This window comes from Micromonospora sp. DT231, from assembly GCF_049847025.1.
In the GTDB taxonomy this organism is placed as follows: domain Bacteria; phylum Actinomycetota; class Actinomycetes; order Mycobacteriales; family Micromonosporaceae; genus Micromonospora.
This window is the reverse complement of record NZ_JBNCNO010000003.1, coordinates 430827-453576: the sequence shown is the minus strand read 5'-3', so window position 1 is coordinate 453576 and position 22750 is coordinate 430827. Positions and strand designations below refer to the sequence as shown.

The 22750-nt window shown below is 71.5% G+C and carries 25 protein-coding genes; 14 read left to right on the top strand and 11 right to left on the bottom strand.

Annotated features, from left to right (window positions below):
* Positions 1–34 precede the first annotated feature (34 nt).
* Positions 35–661, bottom strand: a complete 627-nt coding sequence (locus tag ACPXBU_RS10215; RefSeq protein ID WP_393367579.1) for a GOLPH3/VPS74 family protein — start codon at positions 659–661, stop codon at positions 35–37.
* Positions 662–844: 183 nt separating this feature from the next.
* On the opposite strand from ACPXBU_RS10215, the gene ACPXBU_RS10210 reads away from it, so the two are divergent.
* From ACPXBU_RS10210 to hrpB, 3 genes are read left to right on the top strand one after another with little or no spacing between them, the layout of a single operon-like run.
* On the top strand, positions 845–1669 hold the full coding sequence (locus ACPXBU_RS10210) for a helix-turn-helix domain-containing protein (protein ID WP_393367968.1): 825 nt from the start codon (positions 845–847) through the stop codon (positions 1667–1669).
* A 40-nt stretch (positions 1670–1709) separates the two neighbouring features.
* Positions 1710–1910, top strand: a complete 201-nt coding sequence (locus ACPXBU_RS10205) for a DUF397 domain-containing protein (protein ID WP_425757860.1) — start codon at positions 1710–1712, stop codon at positions 1908–1910.
* 28 nt (positions 1911–1938) lie between these two features.
* Complete coding sequence (gene hrpB / locus ACPXBU_RS10200) at positions 1939–4458, top strand: ATP-dependent helicase HrpB (RefSeq protein ID WP_425757859.1); 2520 nt, start codon at positions 1939–1941, stop codon at positions 4456–4458.
* A 9-nt stretch (positions 4459–4467) separates the two neighbouring features.
* On the opposite strand, the gene ACPXBU_RS10195 is transcribed toward hrpB, so the two are convergent.
* Positions 4468–5193 carry a PP2C family protein-serine/threonine phosphatase gene (locus ACPXBU_RS10195; RefSeq protein ID WP_425757858.1) on the bottom strand — a complete coding sequence of 242 codons (726 nt, stop codon included), beginning with the start codon at positions 5191–5193 and terminating at the stop codon, positions 4468–4470.
* Between the two features lie 260 nt (positions 5194–5453).
* Here ACPXBU_RS10195 and ACPXBU_RS10190 point away from each other — a divergent pair, with 260 nt between their 5' ends.
* The 5 genes from ACPXBU_RS10190 to ACPXBU_RS10170 all read left to right on the top strand — a co-directional run bounded on the left by ACPXBU_RS10190 (position 5454) and on the right by ACPXBU_RS10170 (position 10694).
* Positions 5454–8063: a glycoside hydrolase family 9 protein gene (locus tag ACPXBU_RS10190; protein ID WP_425757857.1), complete on the top strand. Its 2610-nt coding sequence runs from the start codon at positions 5454–5456 to the stop codon at positions 8061–8063.
* Positions 8064–8138: 75 nt separating this feature from the next.
* The gene (locus ACPXBU_RS10185; protein ID WP_425757856.1) at positions 8139–8408 is read left to right on the top strand and encodes a hypothetical protein; all 270 of its coding nucleotides are present in this window, start codon (positions 8139–8141) and stop codon (positions 8406–8408) included.
* A 133-nt stretch (positions 8409–8541) separates the two neighbouring features.
* A complete protein-coding gene (locus ACPXBU_RS10180; protein WP_425757855.1) occupies positions 8542–8709 on the top strand; it encodes a hypothetical protein in 168 nt (55 codons plus the stop codon).
* Positions 8710–8761: 52 nt separating this feature from the next.
* A complete protein-coding gene (locus ACPXBU_RS10175; RefSeq protein ID WP_425757854.1) occupies positions 8762–10012 on the top strand; it encodes a DUF222 domain-containing protein in 1251 nt (416 codons plus the stop codon).
* 199 nt (positions 10013–10211) lie between these two features.
* Complete coding sequence (locus tag ACPXBU_RS10170) at positions 10212–10694, top strand: hypothetical protein (RefSeq protein ID WP_425757853.1); 483 nt, start codon at positions 10212–10214, stop codon at positions 10692–10694.
* A gap of 61 nt (positions 10695–10755) precedes the next feature.
* On the opposite strand, the gene ACPXBU_RS10165 is transcribed toward ACPXBU_RS10170, so the two are convergent.
* Positions 10756–11037, bottom strand: coding sequence for a hypothetical protein (locus tag ACPXBU_RS10165; protein ID WP_425757852.1), 282 nt, complete (start codon positions 11035–11037; stop codon positions 10756–10758).
* Positions 11025–11237, bottom strand: coding sequence for a hypothetical protein (locus tag ACPXBU_RS10160; RefSeq protein WP_425757851.1), 213 nt, complete (start codon positions 11235–11237; stop codon positions 11025–11027). The genes ACPXBU_RS10165 and ACPXBU_RS10160 overlap by 13 nt, the downstream gene beginning before the upstream one ends.
* Before the next feature lie 323 nt (positions 11238–11560).
* On the opposite strand from ACPXBU_RS10160, the gene ACPXBU_RS10155 reads away from it, so the two are divergent.
* From ACPXBU_RS10155 to ACPXBU_RS10140, 4 genes are all read left to right on the top strand, one after another.
* Positions 11561–12400, top strand: coding sequence for a helix-turn-helix domain-containing protein (locus tag ACPXBU_RS10155; RefSeq protein ID WP_425757850.1), 840 nt, complete (start codon positions 11561–11563; stop codon positions 12398–12400).
* Positions 12397–12591 (top strand): DUF397 domain-containing protein, encoded by a 195-nt coding sequence (locus ACPXBU_RS10150; RefSeq protein WP_425757849.1) that lies wholly within the window; start codon positions 12397–12399, stop codon positions 12589–12591. Before ACPXBU_RS10155 ends, ACPXBU_RS10150 begins: the two co-directional genes overlap by 4 nt.
* A gap of 884 nt (positions 12592–13475) precedes the next feature.
* Positions 13476–14012: a hypothetical protein gene (locus tag ACPXBU_RS10145; protein ID WP_425757848.1), complete on the top strand. Its 537-nt coding sequence runs from the start codon at positions 13476–13478 to the stop codon at positions 14010–14012.
* 145 nt (positions 14013–14157) lie between these two features.
* Complete coding sequence (locus ACPXBU_RS10140) at positions 14158–15432, top strand: MFS transporter (protein WP_425757847.1); 1275 nt, start codon at positions 14158–14160, stop codon at positions 15430–15432.
* Here the strand turns inward: ACPXBU_RS10140 and ACPXBU_RS10135 are convergent.
* The 5 genes from ACPXBU_RS10135 to ACPXBU_RS10115 form a co-directional block, all read right to left on the bottom strand.
* Positions 15408–15665, bottom strand: coding sequence for a UBP-type zinc finger domain-containing protein (locus ACPXBU_RS10135; RefSeq protein ID WP_393367559.1), 258 nt, complete (start codon positions 15663–15665; stop codon positions 15408–15410). The genes ACPXBU_RS10140 and ACPXBU_RS10135 overlap by 25 nt on opposite strands.
* Positions 15662–17233 carry a Na+/H+ antiporter gene (locus ACPXBU_RS10130; protein WP_425757846.1) on the bottom strand — a complete coding sequence of 524 codons (1572 nt, stop codon included), beginning with the start codon at positions 17231–17233 and terminating at the stop codon, positions 15662–15664. The genes ACPXBU_RS10135 and ACPXBU_RS10130 overlap by 4 nt, the downstream gene beginning before the upstream one ends.
* Before the next feature lie 68 nt (positions 17234–17301).
* On the bottom strand, positions 17302–18267 hold the full coding sequence (locus tag ACPXBU_RS10125) for a TIGR03885 family FMN-dependent LLM class oxidoreductase (RefSeq protein ID WP_425757845.1): 966 nt from the start codon (positions 18265–18267) through the stop codon (positions 17302–17304).
* A gap of 52 nt (positions 18268–18319) precedes the next feature.
* Positions 18320–19735, bottom strand: a complete 1416-nt coding sequence (locus tag ACPXBU_RS10120) for an NADP-dependent succinic semialdehyde dehydrogenase (RefSeq protein ID WP_425757844.1) — start codon at positions 19733–19735, stop codon at positions 18320–18322.
* A gap of 12 nt (positions 19736–19747) precedes the next feature.
* Positions 19748–20011 carry a DUF6343 family protein gene (locus ACPXBU_RS10115; RefSeq protein ID WP_393367553.1) on the bottom strand — a complete coding sequence of 88 codons (264 nt, stop codon included), beginning with the start codon at positions 20009–20011 and terminating at the stop codon, positions 19748–19750.
* Between the two features lie 123 nt (positions 20012–20134).
* On the opposite strand from ACPXBU_RS10115, the gene ACPXBU_RS10110 reads away from it, so the two are divergent.
* Together ACPXBU_RS10110 and ACPXBU_RS10105 are read left to right on the top strand one after the other, a co-directional pair.
* A complete protein-coding gene (locus ACPXBU_RS10110) occupies positions 20135–20734 on the top strand; it encodes an antibiotic biosynthesis monooxygenase (protein WP_393367551.1) in 600 nt (199 codons plus the stop codon).
* 122 nt (positions 20735–20856) lie between these two features.
* Positions 20857–21708 carry a GDSL-type esterase/lipase family protein gene (locus tag ACPXBU_RS10105; protein ID WP_393367549.1) on the top strand — a complete coding sequence of 284 codons (852 nt, stop codon included), beginning with the start codon at positions 20857–20859 and terminating at the stop codon, positions 21706–21708.
* A gap of 19 nt (positions 21709–21727) precedes the next feature.
* On the opposite strand, the gene ACPXBU_RS10100 is transcribed toward ACPXBU_RS10105, so the two are convergent.
* A complete protein-coding gene (locus ACPXBU_RS10100; protein ID WP_393367547.1) occupies positions 21728–22483 on the bottom strand; it encodes an EcsC family protein in 756 nt (251 codons plus the stop codon).
* A gap of 49 nt (positions 22484–22532) precedes the next feature.
* Positions 22533–22679, bottom strand: a complete 147-nt coding sequence (locus tag ACPXBU_RS10095; protein WP_393367546.1) for a hypothetical protein — start codon at positions 22677–22679, stop codon at positions 22533–22535.
* Between the last annotated feature and the right edge of the window lie 71 nt (positions 22680–22750).

Genomic DNA, 22750 nt, shown 5'->3' with positions numbered 1-22750 from the left:
TCGTCGAGGGGAGGGGTAGGGGGTTACCGGGGAATCAGGGGATGCCGCGCAGCACGGCGGCGCCGACGGCGGCTTCGGTGTGCCCGACGAGTTCCTTCAGCGGGGCCGGCAGCGCGGGGATGAGGACGTTCAGCCGGTGGTGCGCGCGGGGGCCCGCGCTCCACAGCACCTCGCGGGTCAGCCCCGCGGCCACGACGAGGCCGAGCAGCAGGGCGTCCGGCACGCTCGGCGGGTCCGGCCGGTCCAGCAGAGCCCGCAGCCGGGTGGCCGGCCAGGCCACCGCGTTCAGGTCGATCGGCAGGTAACTGACCGAGGTGCGCAGCAGCCGGCGGCTCTCCTGGCGGCGCAGCACCCCGGCGCGGGCCAGCCGCTCCCCCACCGAGGTCGTCGCGCTCTGCGCCAGGAAACTGAGCCAGGTGCGCAGTTCCTGGTGCTGGGACTCGCCGATGAGCTGGTCGAGCACGGTGTGCGCGAGCGCGTCGGCCGGTGGACGCCGGTCGATGACGGTGACCCGTCCGGCCTCGATGTGGATGTGTCCGTAGATGAGCAGCTCGCCGAGCAGCCCGCCGGCCAGTCCGAGCCCGGTCGCCGTCGCGTGCAGTTTGGCCTTGCCCCGGCTGTCGTTGTGGGCGACCAGAAAGAACTCGTCGGCGATGAGCAACGGCCCTCCCGCACAGGTGTGTCCACAGTGATCGCGACCGGGAAAGGATGCACCGACCGCTACTGCAACGCAACTCCCAGATTTGAAAGTTGCACTCCGTGCTGGCGCGACCTGCGGATCTTGGCGTGGCAGACTCGGACGGTGACCGCCACCCCCACCGGCCGACCCGCCGCCAGCCCCACCGTGCGCCGTCGACGCATCGCCAGGGAGCTTCGCCAACTCCGGGAACGCGCGGGCATGACCCTCGATGTGGCCGCCCGCCAGCTCGACATGTCGAAGAGCAACCTCTCCCGCATCGAGAACGCGCTGATCGGCATCAAGCCCCGCGACGTCCGGGCGGCCCTCGCGCTCTACCAGGTGACCGGCGCGGACGCCGAGGCGCTCATCGAGATCGCCCGGGGGGCGCAGCAACGCGGATGGTGGCAGAGCTACAGCGACGTCCTGCCCGAGTGGTTCGAGTTCTACGTCGGGTTGGAGGCGGAGGCCGCGGCGCTGCGCACGTACGAGGCCGAGTCGGTGCCCGGACTGTTGCAGACCGAGGCGTACGCCCGGGAGATCTACCGGCGCACCGCCGGCGAGGACGGCCTGGAGCGCAAGGTCGCCGCCCGACTGCGTCGGCAGGAGGTGCTGCGCCGCGAGGATCCGGTCCACCTGTCGGTGGTGCTCAACGAGGCGGTGTTGCTGCGACCGGTGGGCGGCGCCGCGGTGATGGCCGAGCAACTGGCCCACATGAGTCGCGTCGCGCAATTACCCAACGTGATACTTCAGGTACTTCCGTTCGTGGCCGGCGGGCATCCCGCGATGAGCACCCCGTACGTGCTCCTCAACTTCGCCGACACCGCCGACGCGTCCGTGGTTTACCTGGATAACCTATCGATGGGACTGGCGTTGGAGGATGTCGGCGAGGTGCTGCGGTATAGCCTTCTGCACGAGGAGCTGTGCCGCCTGGCGCTCGATCCGGCGGCGTCGTTGATCCGCTTGGAGCAGGCTTCTCGTTACTTTGCGTGACCGCTTCTGCGGCACGCCGACCAGACGAGAGGTACCACGGATGACGGCGCACGACCTGACCCGGGCGGACTGGCGCACCAGCTCGCGCAGCAGCGGCAACGGCAACTGCGTGGAGGTCGCGACAGCCGATGGCCGGGTCGCCGTGCGGGACAGCAAGGACCGCTCCGGCCCCGCGCTCGCCTTCGACCCGGTGGCCTGGCGGGCCTTCGTGCTCGGCGTCGGCGAGGTCCGCCGCCCCTGAGGCGCCCACGCCGGTGCAAGACTGGGCCGTGCTCTCCGACGTAACCCTGGACCTGCCGGTACGCCCGGTGCTGCCGGCGCTTGTCGCGGCGCTCGACGCGGCCGGGGCCGGCGTCCTGGTCGCCCCGCCGGGCACCGGCAAGACCACCCTCGCGCCGCTTGCCGTGGCCGACCGGGTCAGCGGTCGGGTGGTGATCGCGCAACCCCGTCGGGTGGCCGCGCGCGCCGCCGCCCGACGGATGGCCGAGTTGCTGGGTGAACGGGTCGGCGACCGGGTCGGCTACGCGGTGCGCGGCGAGCGTCGGGTCAGCGCCGCGACCCGGGTGGAGGTGGTCACCACCGGCCTGCTGGTCCGCCGGCTGCACCACGACCCGGAGCTGCCCGGCACGGGCGCGGTGCTGCTCGACGAGTGCCACGAGCGGCAACTCGACGCCGACCTGGCGCTGGCCTTCACGGTGGAGGCGCGGGCCGCCCTCCGGCCGGATCTGTGGCTGCTGGCGATGTCGGCGACTCCGGACACCGACCGCTTCGCCGCGCTGCTCGGCGGGTCCGCCCCGGCCCCGGTGGTACGGGCCGACTCGGCGCTGCACCCGGTTGAGCGGATCTGGGCACCGCCGGCGCGCCCGATCGTCGCGTCCGGGGCCGGGCCGGTGGATCGGGCCCTGCTCGACCACGTGGCCGCCACCGTCCGGCGGGCGCTGCGCGAACGTACCGGTGACGTGCTGGTCTTCCTGCCCGGCGCCGGCGAGATAGCGGCGGTCAGCGGCCGGCTCGCCGACCTGCGGGACACCGTCGCGCTGCTGCCGCTGCACGGTCGACAACGGGGCACCGAGCAGGACGCGGCCCTGCGCCCCGCCGATCGACGCCGGGTCGTGCTGTCCACCGCGCTGGCCGAGACCAGCCTGACCGTGCCGGGCGTACGGGTGGTGGTGGACGCCGGGCTGTCCCGGGTGCCCCGCATCGACCTGGCCCGCGGGTTGGGCGCGCTCGTCACCGTGCCCGTCTCCCGGGCCGCCGCCACCCAGCGGGCCGGTCGGGCCGGCCGGGAGGCCCCCGGGTACGTCTACCGCTGCTGGTCCGCGGCGACCCACGAACGGCTGCCCGCCCGCGCCGAGCCGGAGATCGCGACCGCCGACCTGACCGGCTTCGCGCTGGAGCTGGCCGCCTGGGGCCGACCGGACGGCGTCGGGCTGGCGCTTCCCGACGCGCCGCCGGCTGCCGCGCTGACGGTCGCCCGGGACACTCTGCACACGCTGGGCGCGGTCGACGCCGACGGACGGATCACCGCGCGCGGGCGGGCGATCGCCGCCGCCGGCGCGCACCCACGACTGGCCCGGGCGTTGCTCGACGGCGCCTGGCGGGTGGGCGCCGACCGGGCGGCCGAGGTGGTCGCCCTGCTCGCCGAGGAGAGCGTGGCCGGCCCCGGCGACGACCTGGTCGCCGGCTGGCGTCGGCTGCGCGCCGGCGTCGACGCGGGTGCGACCGCCCGCTGGCGCACCGAGGTACGCCGGCTGCGCGCCGCGTTGCCCTCCGGCGCCCCAACCGCCGCCCGCGGCACGGGCGGGCTGAGCGACGATCTCGCCGCCGGGCTGCTCGTCGGTCTGGCGTACCCGGAGCGGTTGGCCCGGGTGCGGCGGCCGGGCGGATCGGCGTACCTGATGACCGGCGGGACCGCCGCGGAGCTGATGGCCGGGTCGGGGCTGGCCGGGTCCGACTGGCTGGCGGTGGCCGTCGCGGACCGCACCCCCGGCGCGCCGTCGGCCCGGATCCGGCGGGCCTCGCCGGTGGACGAGGCGACGGCCCGGGAGGCGGCCGGCCCGCTGCTGCGCACGAGTCGCGAGATCGGCTGGTCCGACGGCGACGTGGTGGCCCGGGAGGTGACCCGGCTGGGCGCGATCGAGCTGCTCCAGCGGCGGCTGGACCGGCCGGAGCGGGCGGAGGTGGCCGCGGCCGTGCTGACCGGTCTCCGTCAGGAGGGGCTGGGGCTGCTGACCTGGACGCCGGCGGCGCGGGCGCTGCGGGAGCGCCTCGGGTTCCTCCGGCACCACCTGGGCGCCCCGTGGCCGGACGTCGGCGACGAGGCGTTGCTCGACGCCGCCGCGACCTGGTTGGGTCCCGAGCTGGCGGCGGCCCGGCGTCGGGCCGACCTGGCGCGGGTGGACGTGGCGTCGGCGCTGCGCCGGCTGCTGCCCTGGGCACAGGCCGCCCGCCTGGACGAGCTGGCCCCGGAGCGGATCGAGGTGCCGAGTGGTTCCCGGGTGCGGGTGGACTACACCGATCCGGCCGCGCCGGTGCTCGCCGTGAAGCTGCAGGAGACGTTCGGCTGGTCGGCGGCTCCCCGCGTCGGAGCCGGGCGGACCCCGGTGCTGCTGCACCTGCTCTCCCCCGCGGGCCGGCCGGTGGCGGTCACCGCCGACCTGGAGTCGTTCTGGCGTACCGGCTACCCGCAGGTGCGCGCCGAGTTGCGCGGGCGTTATCCCCGGCACCCGTGGCCGGAGGATCCGCGGACGGCGACACCCACCCGACGCGCGGCGCCTCGTCGACGCTGAGCCGCGCCCCTACTCCTCCAGGACGTCGGCCACCACGACACTCACGTTGTCCGGTGCGCCGGCGTGCAGGGCCAGATCGATCAACTTGCCCGTGCAGGCGCCGCGATCGGGATATTCCCTGAGCACCTCGGTGAGGGTGTCCGGGCGGACGACGTTGGAGAGGCCGTCGCTGCACAGCAGCCAGCGGTCGCCAACCCGGGGCACCATCGTGGAGTACGACGGGTTGACCTCGTCACCCTGCAGGGCCTGGGTGACGACGGCGCGGCGCGGATGGCTGCTCGCCTGGTCCGCGGTGATCACTCCCTGGTCCACCAGCATCTGGACGAACGTGTCGTCCCGGGTGACCTGCTTGAGCACGCCCTCGCGGAACAGGTAGGCCCGGGAGTCGCCGACGTGCGCGAGGGCCAGGCAGCTGCCGGTCCGGGCGAAGAGCAGGGCGGTGAGTGTGGTGCCCATCCCCTGGCGCTCGGGATCCTCGACGACCGCCTGCCGGATCCGGGAGGTGGCCAACGCGATGCCACCTTCGAGTGCGGCCACCAGGGCGTCCTCGGGGGTCTCCACGTCCAGCGGGGCCAGCGCGCCGACGGTGAGGGCGCTGGCCAGGTCGCCGGCGGCCATCCCGCCCATGCCGTCGGCGACGGCGACGAGCCAGTTGCCGGCGTGCAGGGCGTCCTGGTTTCCGCTGCGGATCAGCCCACGGTCGCTCGTTCCCACCGAACGCAGCTTCAGGGTCATGGGAGGCAGCCTGCCAGGCGAAGGGCGCAGTTGTCTCTAGGAGATCAGGACGACGGCGCGTGGCGCGGCCAATCTCACGTCCGCGCGCCGGCGCCCCGGGCCGCGCCGGACGCGGTGGTCGCCCTCGTCGCGCGCCAGAACCCATCCAGTCAGATCAATTGACACGGGGTGTCGCCGCTGGAAACATCGAGCCGATACCTGGGAGCGCTCCCAGGTTTCCACCATCACCACCGTCCCCCACCCGTCCGGAAGGACTCCCCGTGACGAGATCCCGACGCCGCCTCCTGTTGGCCGCGGCGACCACCCTGGCCCTCACCGGAGCGGGCGCCGGCGCGGCTTACGCCGAGCCACCACCGGATGCCCCCGAGCAGATCGACAACGGCGACTTCAGCGAGGGGGTGAGCCCCTGGTTCTCCTTCGGCACCGGCCCACTCGCGGTCACCGACGGCCGGCTCTGCACCACAGTGGCGGGCGGGCTGGCCAACCCCTGGGACGCCGGCATCGGCCAGGACGGGGTGCCCCTGATCGCGGGCGCCGAATACACCCTCGGCTTCGACGTCTCCGCCACCCCCGGCGCCGCCGTCAAGGCCGTGCTGCAACTCGGCAGCGCCCCGTACACCACGTACGCGGCCGTGGACGCCACCGCCACCGGCACCGCCCAGCGGGTCGAGCAGACCTTCACCGTCCCGGAGACCAACCCCGGCGCCCAACTGATCTTCCAGGTCGGCGGCTCCGCCCAGACGCAGACCATCTGCCTCGACGACGTCTCGCTGCGCGGCGGCGAACCGCCCGCGCCGTACGTGCCGGACACCGGTCCGCGGGTGCGCGTCAACCAGGTCGGCTACCTGCCCGGCGGCCCGAAGAACGCCACTGTCGTCACCGAGGCCACCGACCCGCTGCCCTGGCAGCTGCGCAGCGCAGCCGGCGCCGTCGTGGCCAGTGGCACCACCACCGCACGCGGTGTCGACGCCGCCTCCGGGCAGAACGTGCAGTCCGTCGACTTCTCCAGCTACCGCACCCCCGGCAGCGGACTGACGCTCACCGTCGACGGCGAGACCAGTCACCCGTTCGACATCTCCGGCGCCCTCTACGACCAACTGCGCTCCGACTCGCTGCAGTTCTTCTACGCCCAGCGCAGCGGCATCGCCATCGACGGGGACCTGATCGGCGACGAGTACGCCCGCCCCGCCGGGCACCTCGACGTGGCGCCCAACAAGGGCGACACGAACGTGCCCTGCCAGCCGGGCGTCTGCGACTACTCGCTGGACGTGCGCGGCGGCTGGTACGACGCCGGTGACCACGGCAAGTACGTGGTCAACGGCGGCATCGCCACCTACCAACTGTTGAACACCTTTGAGCGCACCAAGACCGCGGCGACCGCCGACGGTGGCGCCGAGCTCGCCGACAGCACGCTGCGGGTGCCCGAACGCGACAACGGCGTGCCGGACATCCTCGACGAGGCCCGCTGGGAGCTGGAGTTCCTGCTGAGCATGCAGGTACCGGCCGGCAAGCCCCTCGCTGGCATGGTCCACCACAAGATCCACGACCAGAACTGGACCGGGCTGCCGCTCGCACCGCAGGACGACCCGCAGCCGCGTGAGCTGCACCCGCCGTCGACCGCGGCCACCCTCAACCTGGCCGCCACCGCCGCCCAGTGCGCGCGGCTCTTCGCCCCCTACGACGCGGCGTTCGCGGCCCGCTGCGGCACCGCCGCGACCACGGCCTACGCCGCGGCCAAGGCCCACCCCGCGGTGTACGCCAGCCCGACCGACGGCACCGGCGGCGGCGCGTACGACGACAGCAACGTCACCGACGAGTTCTACTGGGCGGCGGCCGAGCTGTACCTCAGCACCGGCGCGCAGAACTACCTGACCGACCTGACCGCGTCGCCGCACCACACCGGAAACGTGTTCGAACCGCGCGGCTTCGGCTGGCAGAGCGTGGCCGCGCTGGGACGCCTCGACCTGGCCACCGTGCCGAACGGGCTGCCCACCGCAGACCTCACCCGGGTCCGCGCCTCGGTCACGACCGCGGCCGACGCGTACCTCGCCGAGCTGCGCCGGCAGGCGTACGGGCTGCCGATGCCCGGTGACGCCGAGAGCTACTTCTGGGGCGGCAACAGCAGCATCATCAACAACGCCATCGTCCTGGCCACCGCCTTCGACCTGACCCGCGATGCCAAGTACCGCGACGGCGCCGTGCAGGCGATGGACTACATCTTCGGCCGCAACGCCCTGAACATCTCCTACGTCACCGGGTGGGGCGAGCACGCCGCACAGAACCAGCACAGCCGGATCTTCGGCCACCAGCTCGACCCGAACCTGCCCCGACCGCCCGCCGGCTCCCTCGCCGGTGGCGCGAACGCCGCCCTACAGGACCCGTTCGTGGCCAAACTGCTCGCCGGCTGCAAGCCCCAGTTCTGCTACGTCGACGACATCAACTCGTACTCGACGAACGAGGTGGCGATCAACTGGAACTCGGCGCTGACCTGGATCTCCTCGTTCCTGGCCGACCAGGGTGACGCCGGCGCGGTGCCGGCCGTCACCTGCTCGGTGGGCTACAGCAACTACGGCACCTGGCAGGGCGGCACCGGCTTCACCGCCCAGCTGACCATCCGCAACACCGGCGCCACGGCCGTCAACGGCTGGAACGTGCGCTTCGCGTTCACCGGCGGCCAGCGGGTACGCGAGGCGTGGCTGGCGAAGGTCACCCAGTCGGGTGCGACGGTCACCGCCAAGAACGAGTCGCACAACGCCAGGATCAATCCCGGCGCCACTGTGACGTTCGGCTTCAACGCCACCACCTCCGGCGGCGCCAACCCGAACCCGGGCCTGGTCACCGTCAACGGCAAGCCCTGCTCGCTGTCCTGAGCACGCCCGGCTGGTGGCCGCCCTCCCTCGGGCGGCCACCAGCTCGGCTGGATCCGCATACCTACCATCGCGAGCATGGATGGACGAGTGTGGATCCTGGTCGCGGTGGCCGCCCTGCTGCTCGCCGGGCTCCTGGTGGCGGCGCTGCTGGCCGTCGGGCGGCGCAGGCGCCGCGCCCCGGCCGGCGCCGACGAGACGATGCGCCGAGCCCGCCAGGCCATCCGGCAGAGCGGGCACCAACAGCACCGCCAGCGCCGGGACACCACGCGCGGCAAGGGCTACGGCGGCAACGACAACCTGGCCTGCAACAGTGGCATCGCCAGCGACTCCGGCGGCGGGCCCTGACGCCCGCCTCCATCGTCGACGTGGTTGGCGGCGGCGGCCCGGACCCCGCCGGGGCTCGGGCCATCTCATCGTGCGTCCGGGTCTGCGTCTCGCGCCGTGCGGTCGATACCTACCTGTCTTCGGAGGTGGAGCCGTGCCCATGGACGACGGGCCCGTGACGCCAGCACTGGTGATCTGGACCGCGAAACGGGTGATCAACCAGCATCGCAAGCCGTCGAGCCGCTGCGCGCAGTGCCAGGACGACGGGTGCGAGATGCTGACGTGGGCGCGGAACGCGCTCAAGGTCGGCAAGCACGAATAGCCGCCCCGCGCAGGTCGCCGAAGTTGTCGTACACCTGTTCTATTCTCGGTCCATGTTGGAGGAGTTGGCGCAGGCGGAGGCGGCGGTCGCCGCCTGCGCCGACGCCCCGGCCTGGGCTCTCACCGAGCCCGACCTCGTCGCGGCTCTCGACGCGGCGCACCGGCTTGAGCGCCGTCTGGCGGCCGTCCAACTGACCCTGCTGCGTGAGCTGGACGGCCGGGGCACGGCGGTGGCGCAGGGCGCGTCCTCGACGGCGGTCTGGCTGCGCGACCGGCTACGGCTCACGGTCCCCGCCGCCCGCCGACTTGTCGACCTCGCCGGCGCGCTGGACACCGGAGCACCGGGGGTGCGGGCAGCCCTGGCCAGCGGGGCCATCAGTGTGGAGCAGGCCCGGGTCATCGCCGCGACGGTCGACACCGTGCACGCCGCCGCCGGCGCCGAGGCCGCCGACAGGGCGGTCGGTGTGCTGGTCGAGTGGGCCGGGCAGTTCGAGCCGACCCTGCTGCGCAAGCTCGGCACCCGCATCCTCGACCACGTCGCCCCGGAGGTCGCCGAAGCTGCCGCCCGGGCGGCTCTGGAGGCGGAGGCCCGCCGATCCGCCCGTGATCGTCATGTCACCCTGTCCGAGCTGTCGGATGGCCGCCTGCGGTTGAGCGGCACCCTGGACGCCGAGACCGCCGGCCTGCTCCGCGCGGCGATCGACCCGTTGACGGCACCATCAGGCCCGGACGATTCGCGCAGCCCGGGCCAACGCCGCCACGACGCGCTCGCCGACCTCTGTCGTCTCACCCTGCGCACCGGCGAGTTGCCCGAGCACGGCGGGGACCCCGCCCAACTCGTGGTCACCACCAGCTTCGACGCGCTGGGCCGGCAGCTCGACGTGGGAGCCCTGGACACCGGCCTCCGGCTCACTCCGGAGACGGTCCGCCGTCTCGCCTGCGACGCGGCGATCCTGCCCGCTGTCCTCGGCAGTGCCGGTCAGGCACTGGACGTGGGTCGACAACGCCGCCTCGTCACCGGGCCGCTCCGACGCGCCCTGGTCCTGCGCGACCGCGGCTGCGCCTTCCCCGGCTGCGACCGCCCGCCACGCTGGTGCGACGCCCACCACATCCGGCACTGGGCCGACGGAGGTGACACCAGCCTGGCCAACTCGGTGCTGCTCTGCGGCCACCACCACCGGCACGTCCACCGCGGCGACTGGGCCGTCCGGCTCGGCGGCGACGGTCACCCCGAATTCATCCCGCCCGCCTGGCTCGACCCCGACCAGATCCCCCGCCGCAACGAGTACCACCGGCGAACGTGACCTCCGCCGGTATCCGGTGACGGGGAAGCTCCACCGCACCTGACCAGCGAGGTCGAAGGGCCGTGCGAGCCCCACGGCGAAGGCCGACGGCGGCACGGCGTCAACGAGGCTTGGGCCCTCGACGAGATCACGGCGTGATCCCTTCGGCATCACGCCGTCAGCAGCCGCGTCACCGGCCGGCTGCTAGCCTGCTGGGCTGATGACAGGGAGATTCGGCACTCGGGACACCTTCGCCGTCGAGGTCGGCGAGATCCTGTCTCCCAACCTGCGCGTCGTCGACCTGTGGGCGGCAGGCAAGAAACTGACGACCCATGACAACGTGGCCTACGTACCGTCCCTCTGCCATTCCATGCAGACTGCGGCAGCGGAGGTACGCCAGCGCGCGATTCGACCCCGCCCCTCTCGCGAACGGTCACCGGAGGAGATCTTCCGGCAGTTTGAGGCCGACGAGACAGACTTCCGTGAGCGGTACTGGTTTCTGCAGTGGAGCGAGATCGTCGACAACGTATCGTGCTACGCCTACCTCGACGATCACCTGGTGATCGTCTTCGCGTTCCGGCGAGCCGACCACCCCTTCCCCGAAGACGTGGGCAAGGTCTTCGTCGCCAGAATCCCGCCAGACGAATTCGCGGCCACCCTGGAACAGGCGACTGACCTGCTGGGCGACGAGCGGGTGGGTTGAGGCCCGACAAGGATGCCTTCGAGCCCCACGTCCTCAACCTAAAGACTTCTCAAACACGCTGTTAGGCCCGTACGCGCCGACTGACGCGCTCCTTGCGCCCCGGTTTTCCGATCGCCGCGGGTGCCGGGGCGGAACGCAGCCCGGACTCGATCACGTACAGCTCACGCTTGGCCGTGGCCATCCCCCGTGCGTCGAGCACGTACCCCGCGATCCACACCCACCCGTTGTAGGGGTCGTCCTCGCCGATAGACATCACCCGCATCAACAGCGCCCGGTCTCCGGTGAACTGCACCGAGCAGTCCGGGCCGACGAACACGACGTCTCCCGCCTTCACGACAGCCAACCGATGAACCTGCGTCGGAGCACATCGACCGGAGCCCAGCCCATGTCCTGTGCGGCAGAGATCAGGCACAGGCTCAGGTAGTACGCCAGCGGCACCCGCTCGCGTTCGGCCAGCAGCTCCGCGCGGCGCGTGGCACAGGGCCAGGGCCGGTCGCATCCCTCGCACAGCCACAGCGGGAGGACCGGCGCGTGCGTGGTCACTGGCTCTCACCCGGCCAGTGGCCCCGGTTGATCGGGATCTTGTGTCTCGTCCGGCACGGCAGCTCGTTCCCGCACTTGCAGACGTTCCGCCACTTGATCCACGACCACACCGGCCTGTGCCTGCGAGCCAGGGTCATCGCCACTGCCGCAAGGTAGTCGCCGTAGGACACGCGCCCGGACATGTTCGCTCCCTCGCATTTGCGTGACGTTTCTCACGCCACCATTTTGCGCGCGCAGATATGCGGGGTCAATGACCTACGGTTGCGAATGGCGCACGGCGTGTGGTCGCACGAACGCGAGAGAGGCGAGGCATCATGGCGCTCATGGAGAGCCCGACGTTCCTGCGATTCCAACTCGGCGCACAGCTCAAGCGAGCACGCGAGGAGGCAGGCGTCACTGTCGAGCAAGCCGCCGCGTTGATCGAAGTTTCACCGAGCACCTTGCGCCGGATCGAGCAGGGTCGCGTCGGCTTGAAGGGTCCAGCACTCAACGCGTTGCTCGACCTGTACGGCGTCGCCGATGCCGAACTGCGAGAGACGTTGTTGTCCATGGCCCGCAGCGGCAAGCAGCGCGGCTGGTGGGCCAAGTACGGCGACCTGCCGAACTCCTACCGCCAGTACATCGGCCTGGAATCCGCAGCGTCCGAGATCCTCAACTTCGAGACGCTTGTGGTACCCGGCCTACTCCAGACCGCCGAGTACGCCCGAGCGATCATCAGCGCCGACGCCTCGCAACCGACCCCGGATGGTGTGGCCCAGCGAGTCGCCGCACGGACGGAACGACAGAAGCTGCTGACCGATGGCCAATTGAAGCTCGTTGCGGTCATCGACGAGGCGGTACTACACCGCCAGATCGGTGGACCGGAGGTCATGGCCGAACAGCTCACGACCTTGCTCGAAGCCCAGAAGCGCTGGAACGTCACCGTCCAGGTCATCCCGTTTCGCGAGGGCGCTTACGCGTCGATGGTGTCCAGCTTCCATATTCTTGGCTTTGCGGAAGGGCCCGGAGTGGTCTACATCGAGGGACTGACCGGTGACCTCTACGCTGAGGGCGAGGACGTCGAGAGGTGTGCACGGGTGTTCAGCAACCTACGGGCAGCCGCACTGTCACCTACGGCGTCAACCACATTGATCAAGAAACTTCGTGACAAGGAGACGCCATGAAGGCGCTCGATAACCACTGGCGCACCAGCACCCGCAGCGGCGGCAACGGGGCGTGCGTCGAGGCTCGGTACACGGACCACACCGCGCAGGTGCGGGACTCCAAGGACCGGCCGGGACCGGCGCTAGCGTTCAGCGCGGGGCAATGGGTTGACTTCGTCCAAGGAATCAAGGCTGGCAAGTTCAACGCGTGAGCGAGGGTGCCGGGTGCGGTCACTGATGGTCACCGCACCCGGCGATCGCAACGTCCGACAGCTACCTGCGCCGCCACCAGCGAAACATCTCCGCTATTGCCCTGAGGATCACTGCGCGGTCTTTGGATTCTGTCCCAGGGATGGCGATATGCGCCACCAGGACTTTTCCGATTACGAGGACCCCCGCGAGGGCTACGAGCGCCCAGGGTCCGGCGGCCAACACCTGCTCAACGATCGACTGCCACACTGCCCGTCTCTCCTCACTCTGGAAGGGTCGAGTGAGGCCAGGCAGGGCTCAGCTCGACCAGTACGCGACTGGTGAAGCTGAGTTCCTGCACCGACTGAGCAGAATCTCAGTTCTGATTGAGCGCCTAGGGAGGCACCCGATGTTTCGCTTCAACTATCTCGGAAAACTGAGGAACAAGATTAGGTAGGTAGGTAGGTAGGAAGGAGCCAGTCGGCGACTCCTACCCCAGGGCTTCCTGCTGCTTTTTTAGCATTAGCAAATATGCAGAAGTCAGCCCTGTACCCCGCCGCTGGTTGCAACCGGCGGCGGGACTCGGCAAGAGTACCTGACCGATGCGACGCTAGGCCAACGCGAATGGCTCTCAAATCGCCTCAGAGAGGCGAAAGCGGCCCGGCGGTACACGGGCTCCGAGGAAGTGGACTTGCACCTCCCGCACACCAAGTTTGTTGAGCTAGACCATGAGCAAAGTGCTTTCGAGCCTGACCAGAAGGTAAGGTTCTGGGCTGCGTCTATGGCTGGGGACGACACGATGTCCGAGCTATGGCTCAGGTCGGAAGACCGCTCCGAGTGGACGGCCGTGCCGATGCCGTGCGGGTGCGCCACGCGTCGCCTGGACCCTTCCCCCATACTTGATTCCGTGACCGTGGAGTGGGGGGACGCGCCAGCCTGGGCTGCTCTCGTCGTGTCAGTAGGGGCAGGCGGCGTTGCGTGGAGAGCCTTGAAGCACGCCAAGACCTCAGCTTCGGCTTCCGAGATCTCAGCCCAGGCTGCGGTTAGACAGGCCGCTGCTGCCGAACGCCAGGTAGAACTAGCCGAATCCGCGTTCGAGGCAGCCAAAGAACAAGCGGCAAAGTCCCATCTCCCCGTCGACACGGACGCTACGCGCGAGGCACTGACCTCCCCCAACCCGGGCTACGTCGCCTGGTGGGTCGAGTTCAAACCAAAAAATCGTTACTTGCTAAGAAACCTTGGCTCTGAGACAGCACGCAACGTAGAAATCGACGAGTCCCGGATTAGGTGCGCGGTGAGGGGCGACACTCGGGCCGACACGGTGCCACCGCTGGCCTCCATGGAGCTTCTTCTGATCCCCGCCTACGGAGCACCGAAGCCGAACGAGATATGGATTCGATGGGACGACCATCCGGAATGGGTTGCAGTCCCCCTGCCAGCCTGAAGGGACCACACCTAACGGATGCGTGCGTTCGCTGGGGTCTATCGCTCACCCCCCGCGAGCACCGCCAGGCGGGCACGGTCAGTTGTGACGGGCGCCGCAGCACTCGGGGCATCGGTGACGCGTACGTCGGCCCTACGGTCGGTGGATGGGCACCCGGGCGGCGTTTCGCGGCAACTGGCGGTCTCTGTCGCCGCTGCCGCCGCCGGGTCGGCTGCGTACCCTGTCGCTGGCCACGCTCGCCAACACCGTCGGGACCGGGCTGTGGGTGACCGGTTCGGCGCTCTATCTCACTCGGGTCGTCGGGCTGAGCCCGACGCGGGTCGGGCTGGGGCTCACGCTCGCCGGCCTGGTGGGGCTCACCGCCAGCGTGCCGCTCGGCGGGTTGGCCGACCGGCGTGATCCGCGAAACCTGCGGGCGGTCCTCCAGTTGGCGCAGGCCGCCGTCGCCGTGGCGTACCTGCTGGTCGGCTCGTTCCCGGTCTTCCTGCTGGTGGCCACAGTGGACGCGCTGCTGATCTCCGGCAATCTGGCGGTGCGTGCGGCGCTCGTCGCCGCGGTCGGCGGGCCGGAGGGGCGGGTGCACGCCTTCGCGACCCTGCGCGCGGTGGCCAACCTGGGTGTGGCGCTCGGCGCGGCGCTGGCCGGGTTCGCGCTGGTGGCGGACACCGGGTGGGCGTACCGACTGCTCGTGGTCGGCAATGCCGCGACCTATCTGGTGTCGGCGGCGCTGATCATGCGACTGCCGGGTTATCCGCCGGTCCGGCGGCTGCGCCGGCCCGGCCCCGGTCGTGCCCTGCGCGATGGACGCTTCCTCGCGGTCGCCGGGGCGTCAGCCGTGCTCTCCCTGCACTGGGTGGCGCTGACACTGCTGCTGCCGCTGTGGGTGGTGACCCGCACCGACGCCCCGCCGGTGCTGGTCTCCGTCATGCTGCTGGTCAACACGCTGCTGACAGTGGTGCTCGCGGTACGGCTGAGCGGCGGCGCCCGGGACGCGCTGCCGGCGGCGGCGACGATGCGCCGGGCCGGGCTGGTGCTCGCGGCCGGGATGCTGCTGTGGGCCGCGACCGGCTTCGTCTCCGGCGCGCTGGCGATCGGCCTGCTGCTGTGCGCGACAGCGATCTACACGCTCGGCGACCTGTGGCACGCCGGGGCCGGGGCGGCACTGGCCTACGACCTCGCCGCCCCGGACGCCATCGGCGCCTACCAGGGGGTCGACACACTGCTCGCCGGCCTGGCCCGCGCGGCGGGACCGGCGCTGCTGACCTGGCTGATCCTCGGCGGTGGCCCGATCGGCTGGCTGGCCCTGGCCGGGCTCCTCGCCGGCACCGGACTGGCCATGCCACCGCTGACCCGGTGGGCCCTGGCGAACCGCGCCGAGGCATCCCTGGCCAACGATCAGCCGATCTCCTCGTCGACGTAGCACCAGCGCCAGGTCTCGCCCGGCTGCACCGACCGGATCACCGGGTGGCTGCTGGACTCGAAGTGCTTCGTCGCGTGCTGGTACGGCGACGAGTCGCAGCAACCGACGTGCCCGCAGCTCAGGCAGGCCCGCAGGTGCACCCAGTCGGCGTTGCCGATGGCGACGCAGTCGGGGCACTCCTCGGTGGTGCGCGGCTCGACCGTATCCGTCTCGGCCAGATGCTGACAGCTCACTTCTCGACCTCCCGCAGCAACGACTCTTCCAGGTCCAGGTCACGATAGGCCCGCACCAACACCTCCTCGGGGATCCGACCGGCGTCCCGGGCGGCCCGGAAGACATCCCGCTCGGCGTCGATCATCTTCTGTCGTAGCCGACCGTACGCCTGCGACGGCGTTTCCCGCTCGGTGCCACCCAGTCGTTCCCAGGCCAGGTTGTTGCGATCCTCAAGCGCGCGGCGCAACCGGTCCACCACCGCCTCGGGGGCGCTGTCGGCAAGCGCGTCGAGGCGGTCCTGGGCGGCCCGGCTGGCCTGTTGCTGCACCCCGGCAGCCGACAACGCGTCCTGCACCGGGTCGTCCTGGGGCAGCTTCAACCGCCGGGCGACCACCGGCAGGGTGGCGCCCTGCCCGACCAGGGTGACCACGATCACCGCGAAGGCCAGCCAGATGAACAGGGCCCGGGGGTACGGCTCGTCTTCGGCCAGGGTCAGCGGCAGGGCCAACGCGGCGGCAAGCGTCACCACGCCCCGCATGCCGGCCCAGCCGATGACGATCGGAAACTTCGGTGACGGCCTGGCGTCGCGGCGGCGGACCCGGGGAACCAACCGGGCCAGGTAGGTGGCCGGGAAGAGCCAGATGAACCGGGTCAGGAAGACGGTGGCGAGCACCACGAAGGTGACCAGGATGAGGAAGCCGGCCGGCTCGTCGAGGTCCCGCAGCACCTCCCGCAGTTGGAGCCCGACCAGCAGGAACACCAGCCCCTCCAGCAGGAAACGAACGAGCCGCCAGAACGCGCCGATCTGCAGGCGGGACGCCGCCGACAGCAGCTGCGGCAGTTTGTGGCCGAGCACCAGACCGGTGACGACCACCGCGACCACACCGGAGGAGTGCACCGCCTCGGCGGCGAACACCACCGCGAACGGAATGATCAACGACAACGCGTTGTCCAGCACCGGGTCGGTGATCCGCCGGTGCAGGAAGCCGAAGACCACCGCGCCGAGCGCGCCGATCAGGATGCCGCCGCCGGTGGCCCGCAGCACCTCCACGGTGACGTCGGCGGCGCCGACCGCCGAGCCGGCGGTGGCCATGGTGGCGACCCGCAGCAGGACCAGCGCGGTGGCGTCGTTGACCAGGCTCTCCCCCTCCAGGATGGTGACCACCCGGCGGGGCAGCCCGACCCGGCGCGCGACAGCGGTGGCGGCCACCGCGTCCGGCGGGGCGACCACCGCGCCGAGCGCCAGGCAGATCGCGAACGGCACCTGCGGCAGCAGCAGGTGCAGCACGAACCCGACCACGAACGCGGTGAACAGCACCAGGCCGACCGCGAGCAACAGGATCGGCCGAATGTTGTTCTTGAACGCCGGCACCGAGGTTTCCAGCGCGGCGACGTACAGCAGCGGCGGCAGGATGCCGACAAGCACCAGCTCCGGGTCGAGTTCGACGTGCGGGACGCCCGGCACGAAGGAGAGCGCCAGACCGAGCACGACGAGCACGATCGGCGCGAGCAGGCCGAGCCGGCGGGCCAGCGCAGCACCGAAGGTGGCGATCGCCAGGAAGACGACGACCGGAAACAGGCTTTCCATGGGGTACGAGCCTAGGGGTCGACGGATTCGGGCCTCGATCAGCCAGGCCTCGATCAGCCAGGCCTCGATCAGCCGGTCGGCCGCAGCTTCGGCAGCACCTCGGCGCCGAACGCGTCGATGAAGCCACGCTGTTCCTGCCCGACGTGGTGCAGCGCGATCTGGTCGAAGCCGAGCTGCGCGTACTCCTCCAGCCAGCCGACGTGCCGGCCCAGATCGGCCGAGACGTTCACCACCTCGGCGACCCGCCGCGCCGGCACGTCGGCGGAGACCACGTCGAAGTGCTCGACCGTCTCCAGGTCCCAGCAGACCGGCGGGGCGAAGACGTTGCTGCGCCACTGGTCGTACGCGAGGGCCTCGGCCTGCTCCTGCTCCGGCGCCCAGGAGACGTGCACCTGCAGGTGCAGGGGGCCGCGCCCGCCAGCGTCCCGGTACGCGTCGATCATCTCGCGCAGGTGTGCCACGGGGGCGTTCACGGTGATCAGACCGTCCGCCCACTCGGCGCACCAGCGGGCGGTGGCCACGCTGACGGCGGCGCCGACGAGCGCGGGCGGCTCCTCGGGACGGGTCCACAGCCGTGCCCGGTCCACCCGGACCAGGCCGTCGTGGCTGACCTCCTCGCCGGCCAGCAGCGCCCGGATGACGTCCACGCACTCCCGCAGGCGCGCGGCGCGGACGTCCTTGCGCGGCCAGGGGTCGCCGGTGATGTGCTCGTTGCTGGCCTCACCGGTGCCCAGCGCCGCCCAGAACCGGCCCGGGTACATCGCGCCGAGGGTGCCGATCGCCTGCGCGATGATCGCCGGGTGGTACCGCTGGCCGGGCGCGTTCACGACGCCGAACGGCAGGCCGGTGGCCTGCAACGCCGAGCCCAGCCAGGACCAGGCGAAGCCGGACTCGCCCTGCCGTGCGCTCCACGGGGAGAAGTGGTCGGAGCACATGGCGGCGTCGAAGCCGGCCCGCTCGGCGTGTTTCACCGCCTCCAACAGGGTGCGCGGACCGATCTGCTCATGCGAGGCGTGGAATCCGAACAGCGTCATGGGCGCACTTCCTACCCACGCCCGCCCCCGCTGATGCGTGCCGCGCCGCTACCTACTCGGCGTGCGCGCCGGCTCCGGCCGAGGCGGCGCCCTCGCCCACCCAGACCGTCTTGGTGTTGCAGAACTCGCGCATGCCCAGCGCCGACAGCTCGCGCCCGTAGCCGGAGTTCTTCACGCCGCCGAACGGCAACTCCGGATAGGAGGTGGTCATGCCGTTGACGAAGACGTTGCCCGCGTCCAGGTCGGTGGCGAAGCGCTCCTGCTCGGCCGGGTCCCGGGTCCAGGCGTTGGAGCCGAGGCCGAAGCTGGTGCCGTTGGCGACCTCGATCGCCTCGGAGTACGACGACACCCGGAACAGACCGGCGACCGGGCCGAAGACCTCCTCGGACCACATCCGCATCTTCGGGGTGAGGTCGGTGACCACCGTCGGCGGGTAGAACCAGCCGTCGCCGGTCGGCATCTCGCCACCGCAGAGCACCGTCGCGCCGTTGTCGACCGCGTCGCGGACCTGGGCGTGCACCTCGTCGCGGCCACGTTCGCTGGCCAGCGGCCCCACGTCGGTGTTCGAGTCCATCGGGTCGCCGACCCGCAGCGCGGCCATGTTCGCGGCGAACTTCTCGGCGAAGGCGTCGAACACGTCGGTGTGCACGATGAACCGCTTCGCGGCGATGCAGGACTGGCCGTTGTTCTGACAGCGGGCGGTGGTGGCCACCTCGGCGGCCCGGTCCACGTCGGCCGAGGGCATCACCACGAACGGGTCGCTGCCGCCGAGTTCGAGGACCGTCTTCTTCAGCTCCCGCCCGGCGATCTGGGCGATGGACCGGCCGGCCGGCTCACTGCCGGTGAGCGTGGCGGCGCGGACCCGGGGGTCGGCCAGGATCACCTCGACCGCGTCCGAGCCGACCAGCACCGTGGTGAAGGCTCCCTCGGGGAAGCCGGCCCGGCGGAACACGTCCTCCAGCAGCAGCGCGGTCTGCGGCACGTTCGAGGCGTGCTTGAGCAGGCCGGTGTTGCCGGCCATCAGCGCCGGCGCGGCGAAGCGCATCACCTGCCAGAGGGGGAAGTTCCACGGCATCACCGCGAGCACCACACCGATCGGCTGGTAGCGGATGAACGCCCTGGTCGCCTTCACGGCGTCGGCGTCGGCCGACTCGTCGGCGAGGAACCCCGGGGCCTTGTCGGCGTAGAAGCGGGCGGCCGTGGCGCACTTGGTCACCTCGGCCTGCGCCGAGGCGTACGTCTTGCCCATCTCCGTGGTCATGATCCGGGCGATCTCGTCGCGCTCGGCGTCCAGCAGGTCGGCGGCGGCGTTCATCCACCGGGCGCGCTGATCGACGGTGGTCGTCCGGAGCTGCCGGTACGCGAGGTCGGTGCGCTCGATGGCACCGTCGAGTTGCTCGGTGGACATCGCCTCGTAGGTCTTGAGCACCTGTCCGGTGGCGGGGTTGGTGGTGGCGATGTGGGGCATCTCGTCCTCCTGTCACTCGAACAACGAGTGTCGTACGCCCGGCTCCTCGCGGTGACGGGCGGCGCGGCGGCGCTGGATCACGACCAGGTCGATCACGGCGACCACGGCGAAGATCGCGCAGAGGACGCCGAGCCAGGCGATACCGGCCCAGAACGCCAGCACCGCGAAGATCACCATCGTCACCAGCCCGAAGCCGGCGAAGGTGAGCCGGAGGTTCAACGCGCTGTTCGCGTGGCCGACCGTGCCACGGGCACGCCGGGGCTGCGATCTCGTCATGACCAGGGACCTACCCCCGATCGGCCGGGTTAACCGGTACGACGCGCTCGCACCCGCCGGTGCGCCGGTGTGCTCCGGCACATCCGATCGCGCCGAGGGCCACGCGACCCGCACGATGGGCGCATGTCAATGACCCTCGCCGTGCCGGTGACCGTCGCCATCGCCCGCCGCGTCGACCCGACCCGGACCAGCGAGATGGTGGCCTGGATGCGGGCCGGCACCGCGCTGGCCGAGGCGTTCCCGGGTTTCCTCGGCGCCGGCTGGGTGCAGAGCGGCCCCGGTTCGCCGGAGTGGCACATGCTCTACCGCTTCGCCGACGCCGAGACGCTGCGCCGGTGGGAGGAGTCGCCGCAGCGGCACTGGTGGCTCAGCTCGGCCCAGGGCATCGTCGAGCACACCCGGGTCGAGCGACGTACCGGGATCGAGGGCTGGTTCGACCCGCCGTTGGAGCACTCGGTCGACCCGGTCGAGCCGGTCGGACCGGTCGGGCCGGCGTCGCCGCCGAGGTGGAAGCAGGCGGTGACCATCTGGTTGGCGTTCTTCCCGCTGAGCCTCAGCGCCACCCTGCTGACGAGTCACTTCCTCGCCGCCGTGCCGTTGGCGGCGCGGGTGCTGCTGATGACGCTCTGCCTGACCCCGCTGATGACCTATCTGGTGCTGCCCCGGATCACCCGGGCCCTGCACGGGTGGCTGCACGGCCAGCCGGCACCGCGGCGGGATTAGAACACCTCACCGGCCCGGCCGCCGACACTCTGCCGCATACCCGACAGCAACTTCCCGCTGAACCACCTCCTACGCATAGAGTTACCGCGCTGTCGCTCTGTGCTGCGGGAACGGGGGACGTCATGCCTCGACGGTGGGTCGCCGCGCTGGCCTGTCTCGTCGCACTTGTCGCGTTGGCCTGCGAGGGCGGCACGTCCGCGTCGCCCCGCCCCACCCGCAGCGGCACGCCGTCGACCGGGCCGGGTGGCATCGCCGCCCTCGGTGACTCGATCACCACCGGCTTCGCCTCCTGCCTGGTGCTCACCTCCTGCGAGCGCAACTCCTGGTCCACCGGCGACGGGCTGCGGGTGGAGAGCCACTACCGGCGGCTGCTCGACCAGAATTCGGCGATCCGCGACCGGACGTACAACCACGCCAAGGCCGGCGCCCGGGCGGACGCTCTGGAGGGTCAGGCCACGGCAGCGGTACGCGACCGACCCGACTACGTCACGGTGCTCATCGGCGCCAACGACATCTGCCGGGGCGGGGTGGACGCGATGACGCCGGTGGCGCAGTTCCGGGCCGACGTGGACCGGGGGCTGAAGGTGCTGCGGACCGGCCGGCCGAAGGCCCGGGTGCTGGTGGTGAGCATCCCCGACCTGTACCGGCTCTGGGAGGTCGGGCACGACGAGCCACGGGCGGTCCGCGCGTGGCGGCGGGGCATCTGCCCGGCGCTGCTGGCCGAGCCCACCTCGACAGCGCCCGCCGACCGGGCCCGCCGGGCCGCCGTCCGGGATCGGATCGACGCCTACAACGCCGAGCTGGTCGCGGCCTGTCGGGCGTACGGCTCACGCTGTCGCCACGACGGCGGCGCGGCGCACAAGGTCCGGTTCACCCTGGACCTGCTCAACCCGCTGGACTGGTTCCACCCCAACGCCAGCGGCCAGGGCCGGCTCGCCGAGGCGACCTGGCGACCCTCCGGGATGGCCGGTTGACCGTCCCGGAGGGCGATCGTCAGGGTTGGCGGGGGCCCGGGAGAGCGGTGCCGCGGGGGCGGTAGAGCGCCCGCGAGCGCTGCGCGAGGTCCTTCGTGGCCGACGAGTTGGCCCAGGTGCCGAGCACGATGGCCGCGCCCGGGATGACCTTGGCGACGAGCCGCTTGGCGGCCCGGACGCCGGCCATCTGGGCCAACCGGACGCCGAGTTGCAGCATCACCCGACCGAGCGGGCGCTGACCACCCAGACCGAAGAGCGCGTCGGCGCGTTCCCGGCCGGCGGCCACACCGAGCGCCAGTCGTGCGCTCTCGGCGACCTTGTGCACGCGCTGCAGCACCAACAGGTCGGTGGCCCGGTCGCTGTGCAGCGGATCGACGTCGTACGCGGCGGCGATGTGCAACACCATCCGCGCCTGGGTCCAGGCCAGTACGCCCACGTCGATCACGGCGCCGGGTAGCCCGGCGGCGCCGGAGACCGCACCGGACAGCCGGGCCAGGTTGACGAACCTGCGGGCCGCCTGGTCGGCCAGGGCGTCGGACGAGATGCCGGGCTGCTCGGCTCGGGTCCGGTCGGCCCACTGCTCGGCTTCCGGTCCGAGCCGGCGCACCGCCTCCAGGGCGAGGTGCTCCGGGGCGTACTGGGGGTCGTCGCGCATCCGGTCCCAGAGACGGGCCGGCGGGCCCTCGGGGGCAGCCGCCGACCCGGCGGGCAGATCGACGGACGGCTGGGGAGTAGGGGCGGCGGGCTGGCCGTCGACGGGCGGGGTGTCGGTCACCGGGTCTCCCCTGGAATGGGAATGGCGGACAGGGCGGCCGATGGAGCGGTCAGCGGCGGCGGTTGGAGAACCGGGCCGCCAGACCCTTGAGCTTCTGCTGGTTGTCAGGCTTGGCCATCTCCCGACGACCTCGCTCGACCAGCTGCTGCCCCTTCGGCGATCTCAGGAACGTGGTGATCCGCTGCATCAGTGACATGGCGTCCTCCTGTCGATGATCCCTCTGGTTCATGTGTACCCCGAACCCGCAACACATGTACCCGGGATGCG

What these genes read in the sequence shown, in the direction of transcription:
- ACPXBU_RS10205 (WP_425757860.1), top strand. Translation starts at nt 1,710, where the DNA reads ATGACGGCGCACGACCTGACCCGGGCGGACTGGCGCACCAGCTCGCGC.
- ACPXBU_RS10195 (WP_425757858.1), bottom strand. Translation starts at nt 5,193, where the DNA reads ATGACCCTGAAGCTGCGTTCGGTGGGAACGAGCGACCGTGGGCTGATC.
- ACPXBU_RS10185 (WP_425757856.1), top strand. Translation starts at nt 8,139, where the DNA reads ATGGATGGACGAGTGTGGATCCTGGTCGCGGTGGCCGCCCTGCTGCTC.
- ACPXBU_RS10175 (WP_425757854.1), top strand. Translation starts at nt 8,762, where the DNA reads ATGTTGGAGGAGTTGGCGCAGGCGGAGGCGGCGGTCGCCGCCTGCGCC.
- ACPXBU_RS10170 (WP_425757853.1), top strand. Translation starts at nt 10,212, where the DNA reads ATGACAGGGAGATTCGGCACTCGGGACACCTTCGCCGTCGAGGTCGGC.
- ACPXBU_RS10155 (WP_425757850.1), top strand. Translation starts at nt 11,561, where the DNA reads ATGGAGAGCCCGACGTTCCTGCGATTCCAACTCGGCGCACAGCTCAAG.
- ACPXBU_RS10150 (WP_425757849.1), top strand. Translation starts at nt 12,397, where the DNA reads ATGAAGGCGCTCGATAACCACTGGCGCACCAGCACCCGCAGCGGCGGC.
- ACPXBU_RS10140 (WP_425757847.1), top strand. Translation starts at nt 14,158, where the DNA reads ATGGGCACCCGGGCGGCGTTTCGCGGCAACTGGCGGTCTCTGTCGCCG.
- ACPXBU_RS10130 (WP_425757846.1), bottom strand. Translation starts at nt 17,233, where the DNA reads ATGGAAAGCCTGTTTCCGGTCGTCGTCTTCCTGGCGATCGCCACCTTC.
- ACPXBU_RS10125 (WP_425757845.1), bottom strand. Translation starts at nt 18,267, where the DNA reads ATGACGCTGTTCGGATTCCACGCCTCGCATGAGCAGATCGGTCCGCGC.
- ACPXBU_RS10120 (WP_425757844.1), bottom strand. Translation starts at nt 19,735, where the DNA reads ATGCCCCACATCGCCACCACCAACCCCGCCACCGGACAGGTGCTCAAG.
- ACPXBU_RS10115 (WP_393367553.1), bottom strand. Translation starts at nt 20,011, where the DNA reads ATGACGAGATCGCAGCCCCGGCGTGCCCGTGGCACGGTCGGCCACGCG.
- ACPXBU_RS10110 (WP_393367551.1), top strand. Translation starts at nt 20,135, where the DNA reads ATGTCAATGACCCTCGCCGTGCCGGTGACCGTCGCCATCGCCCGCCGC.
- ACPXBU_RS10105 (WP_393367549.1), top strand. Translation starts at nt 20,857, where the DNA reads ATGCCTCGACGGTGGGTCGCCGCGCTGGCCTGTCTCGTCGCACTTGTC.
- ACPXBU_RS10095 (WP_393367546.1), bottom strand. Translation starts at nt 22,679, where the DNA reads ATGTCACTGATGCAGCGGATCACCACGTTCCTGAGATCGCCGAAGGGG.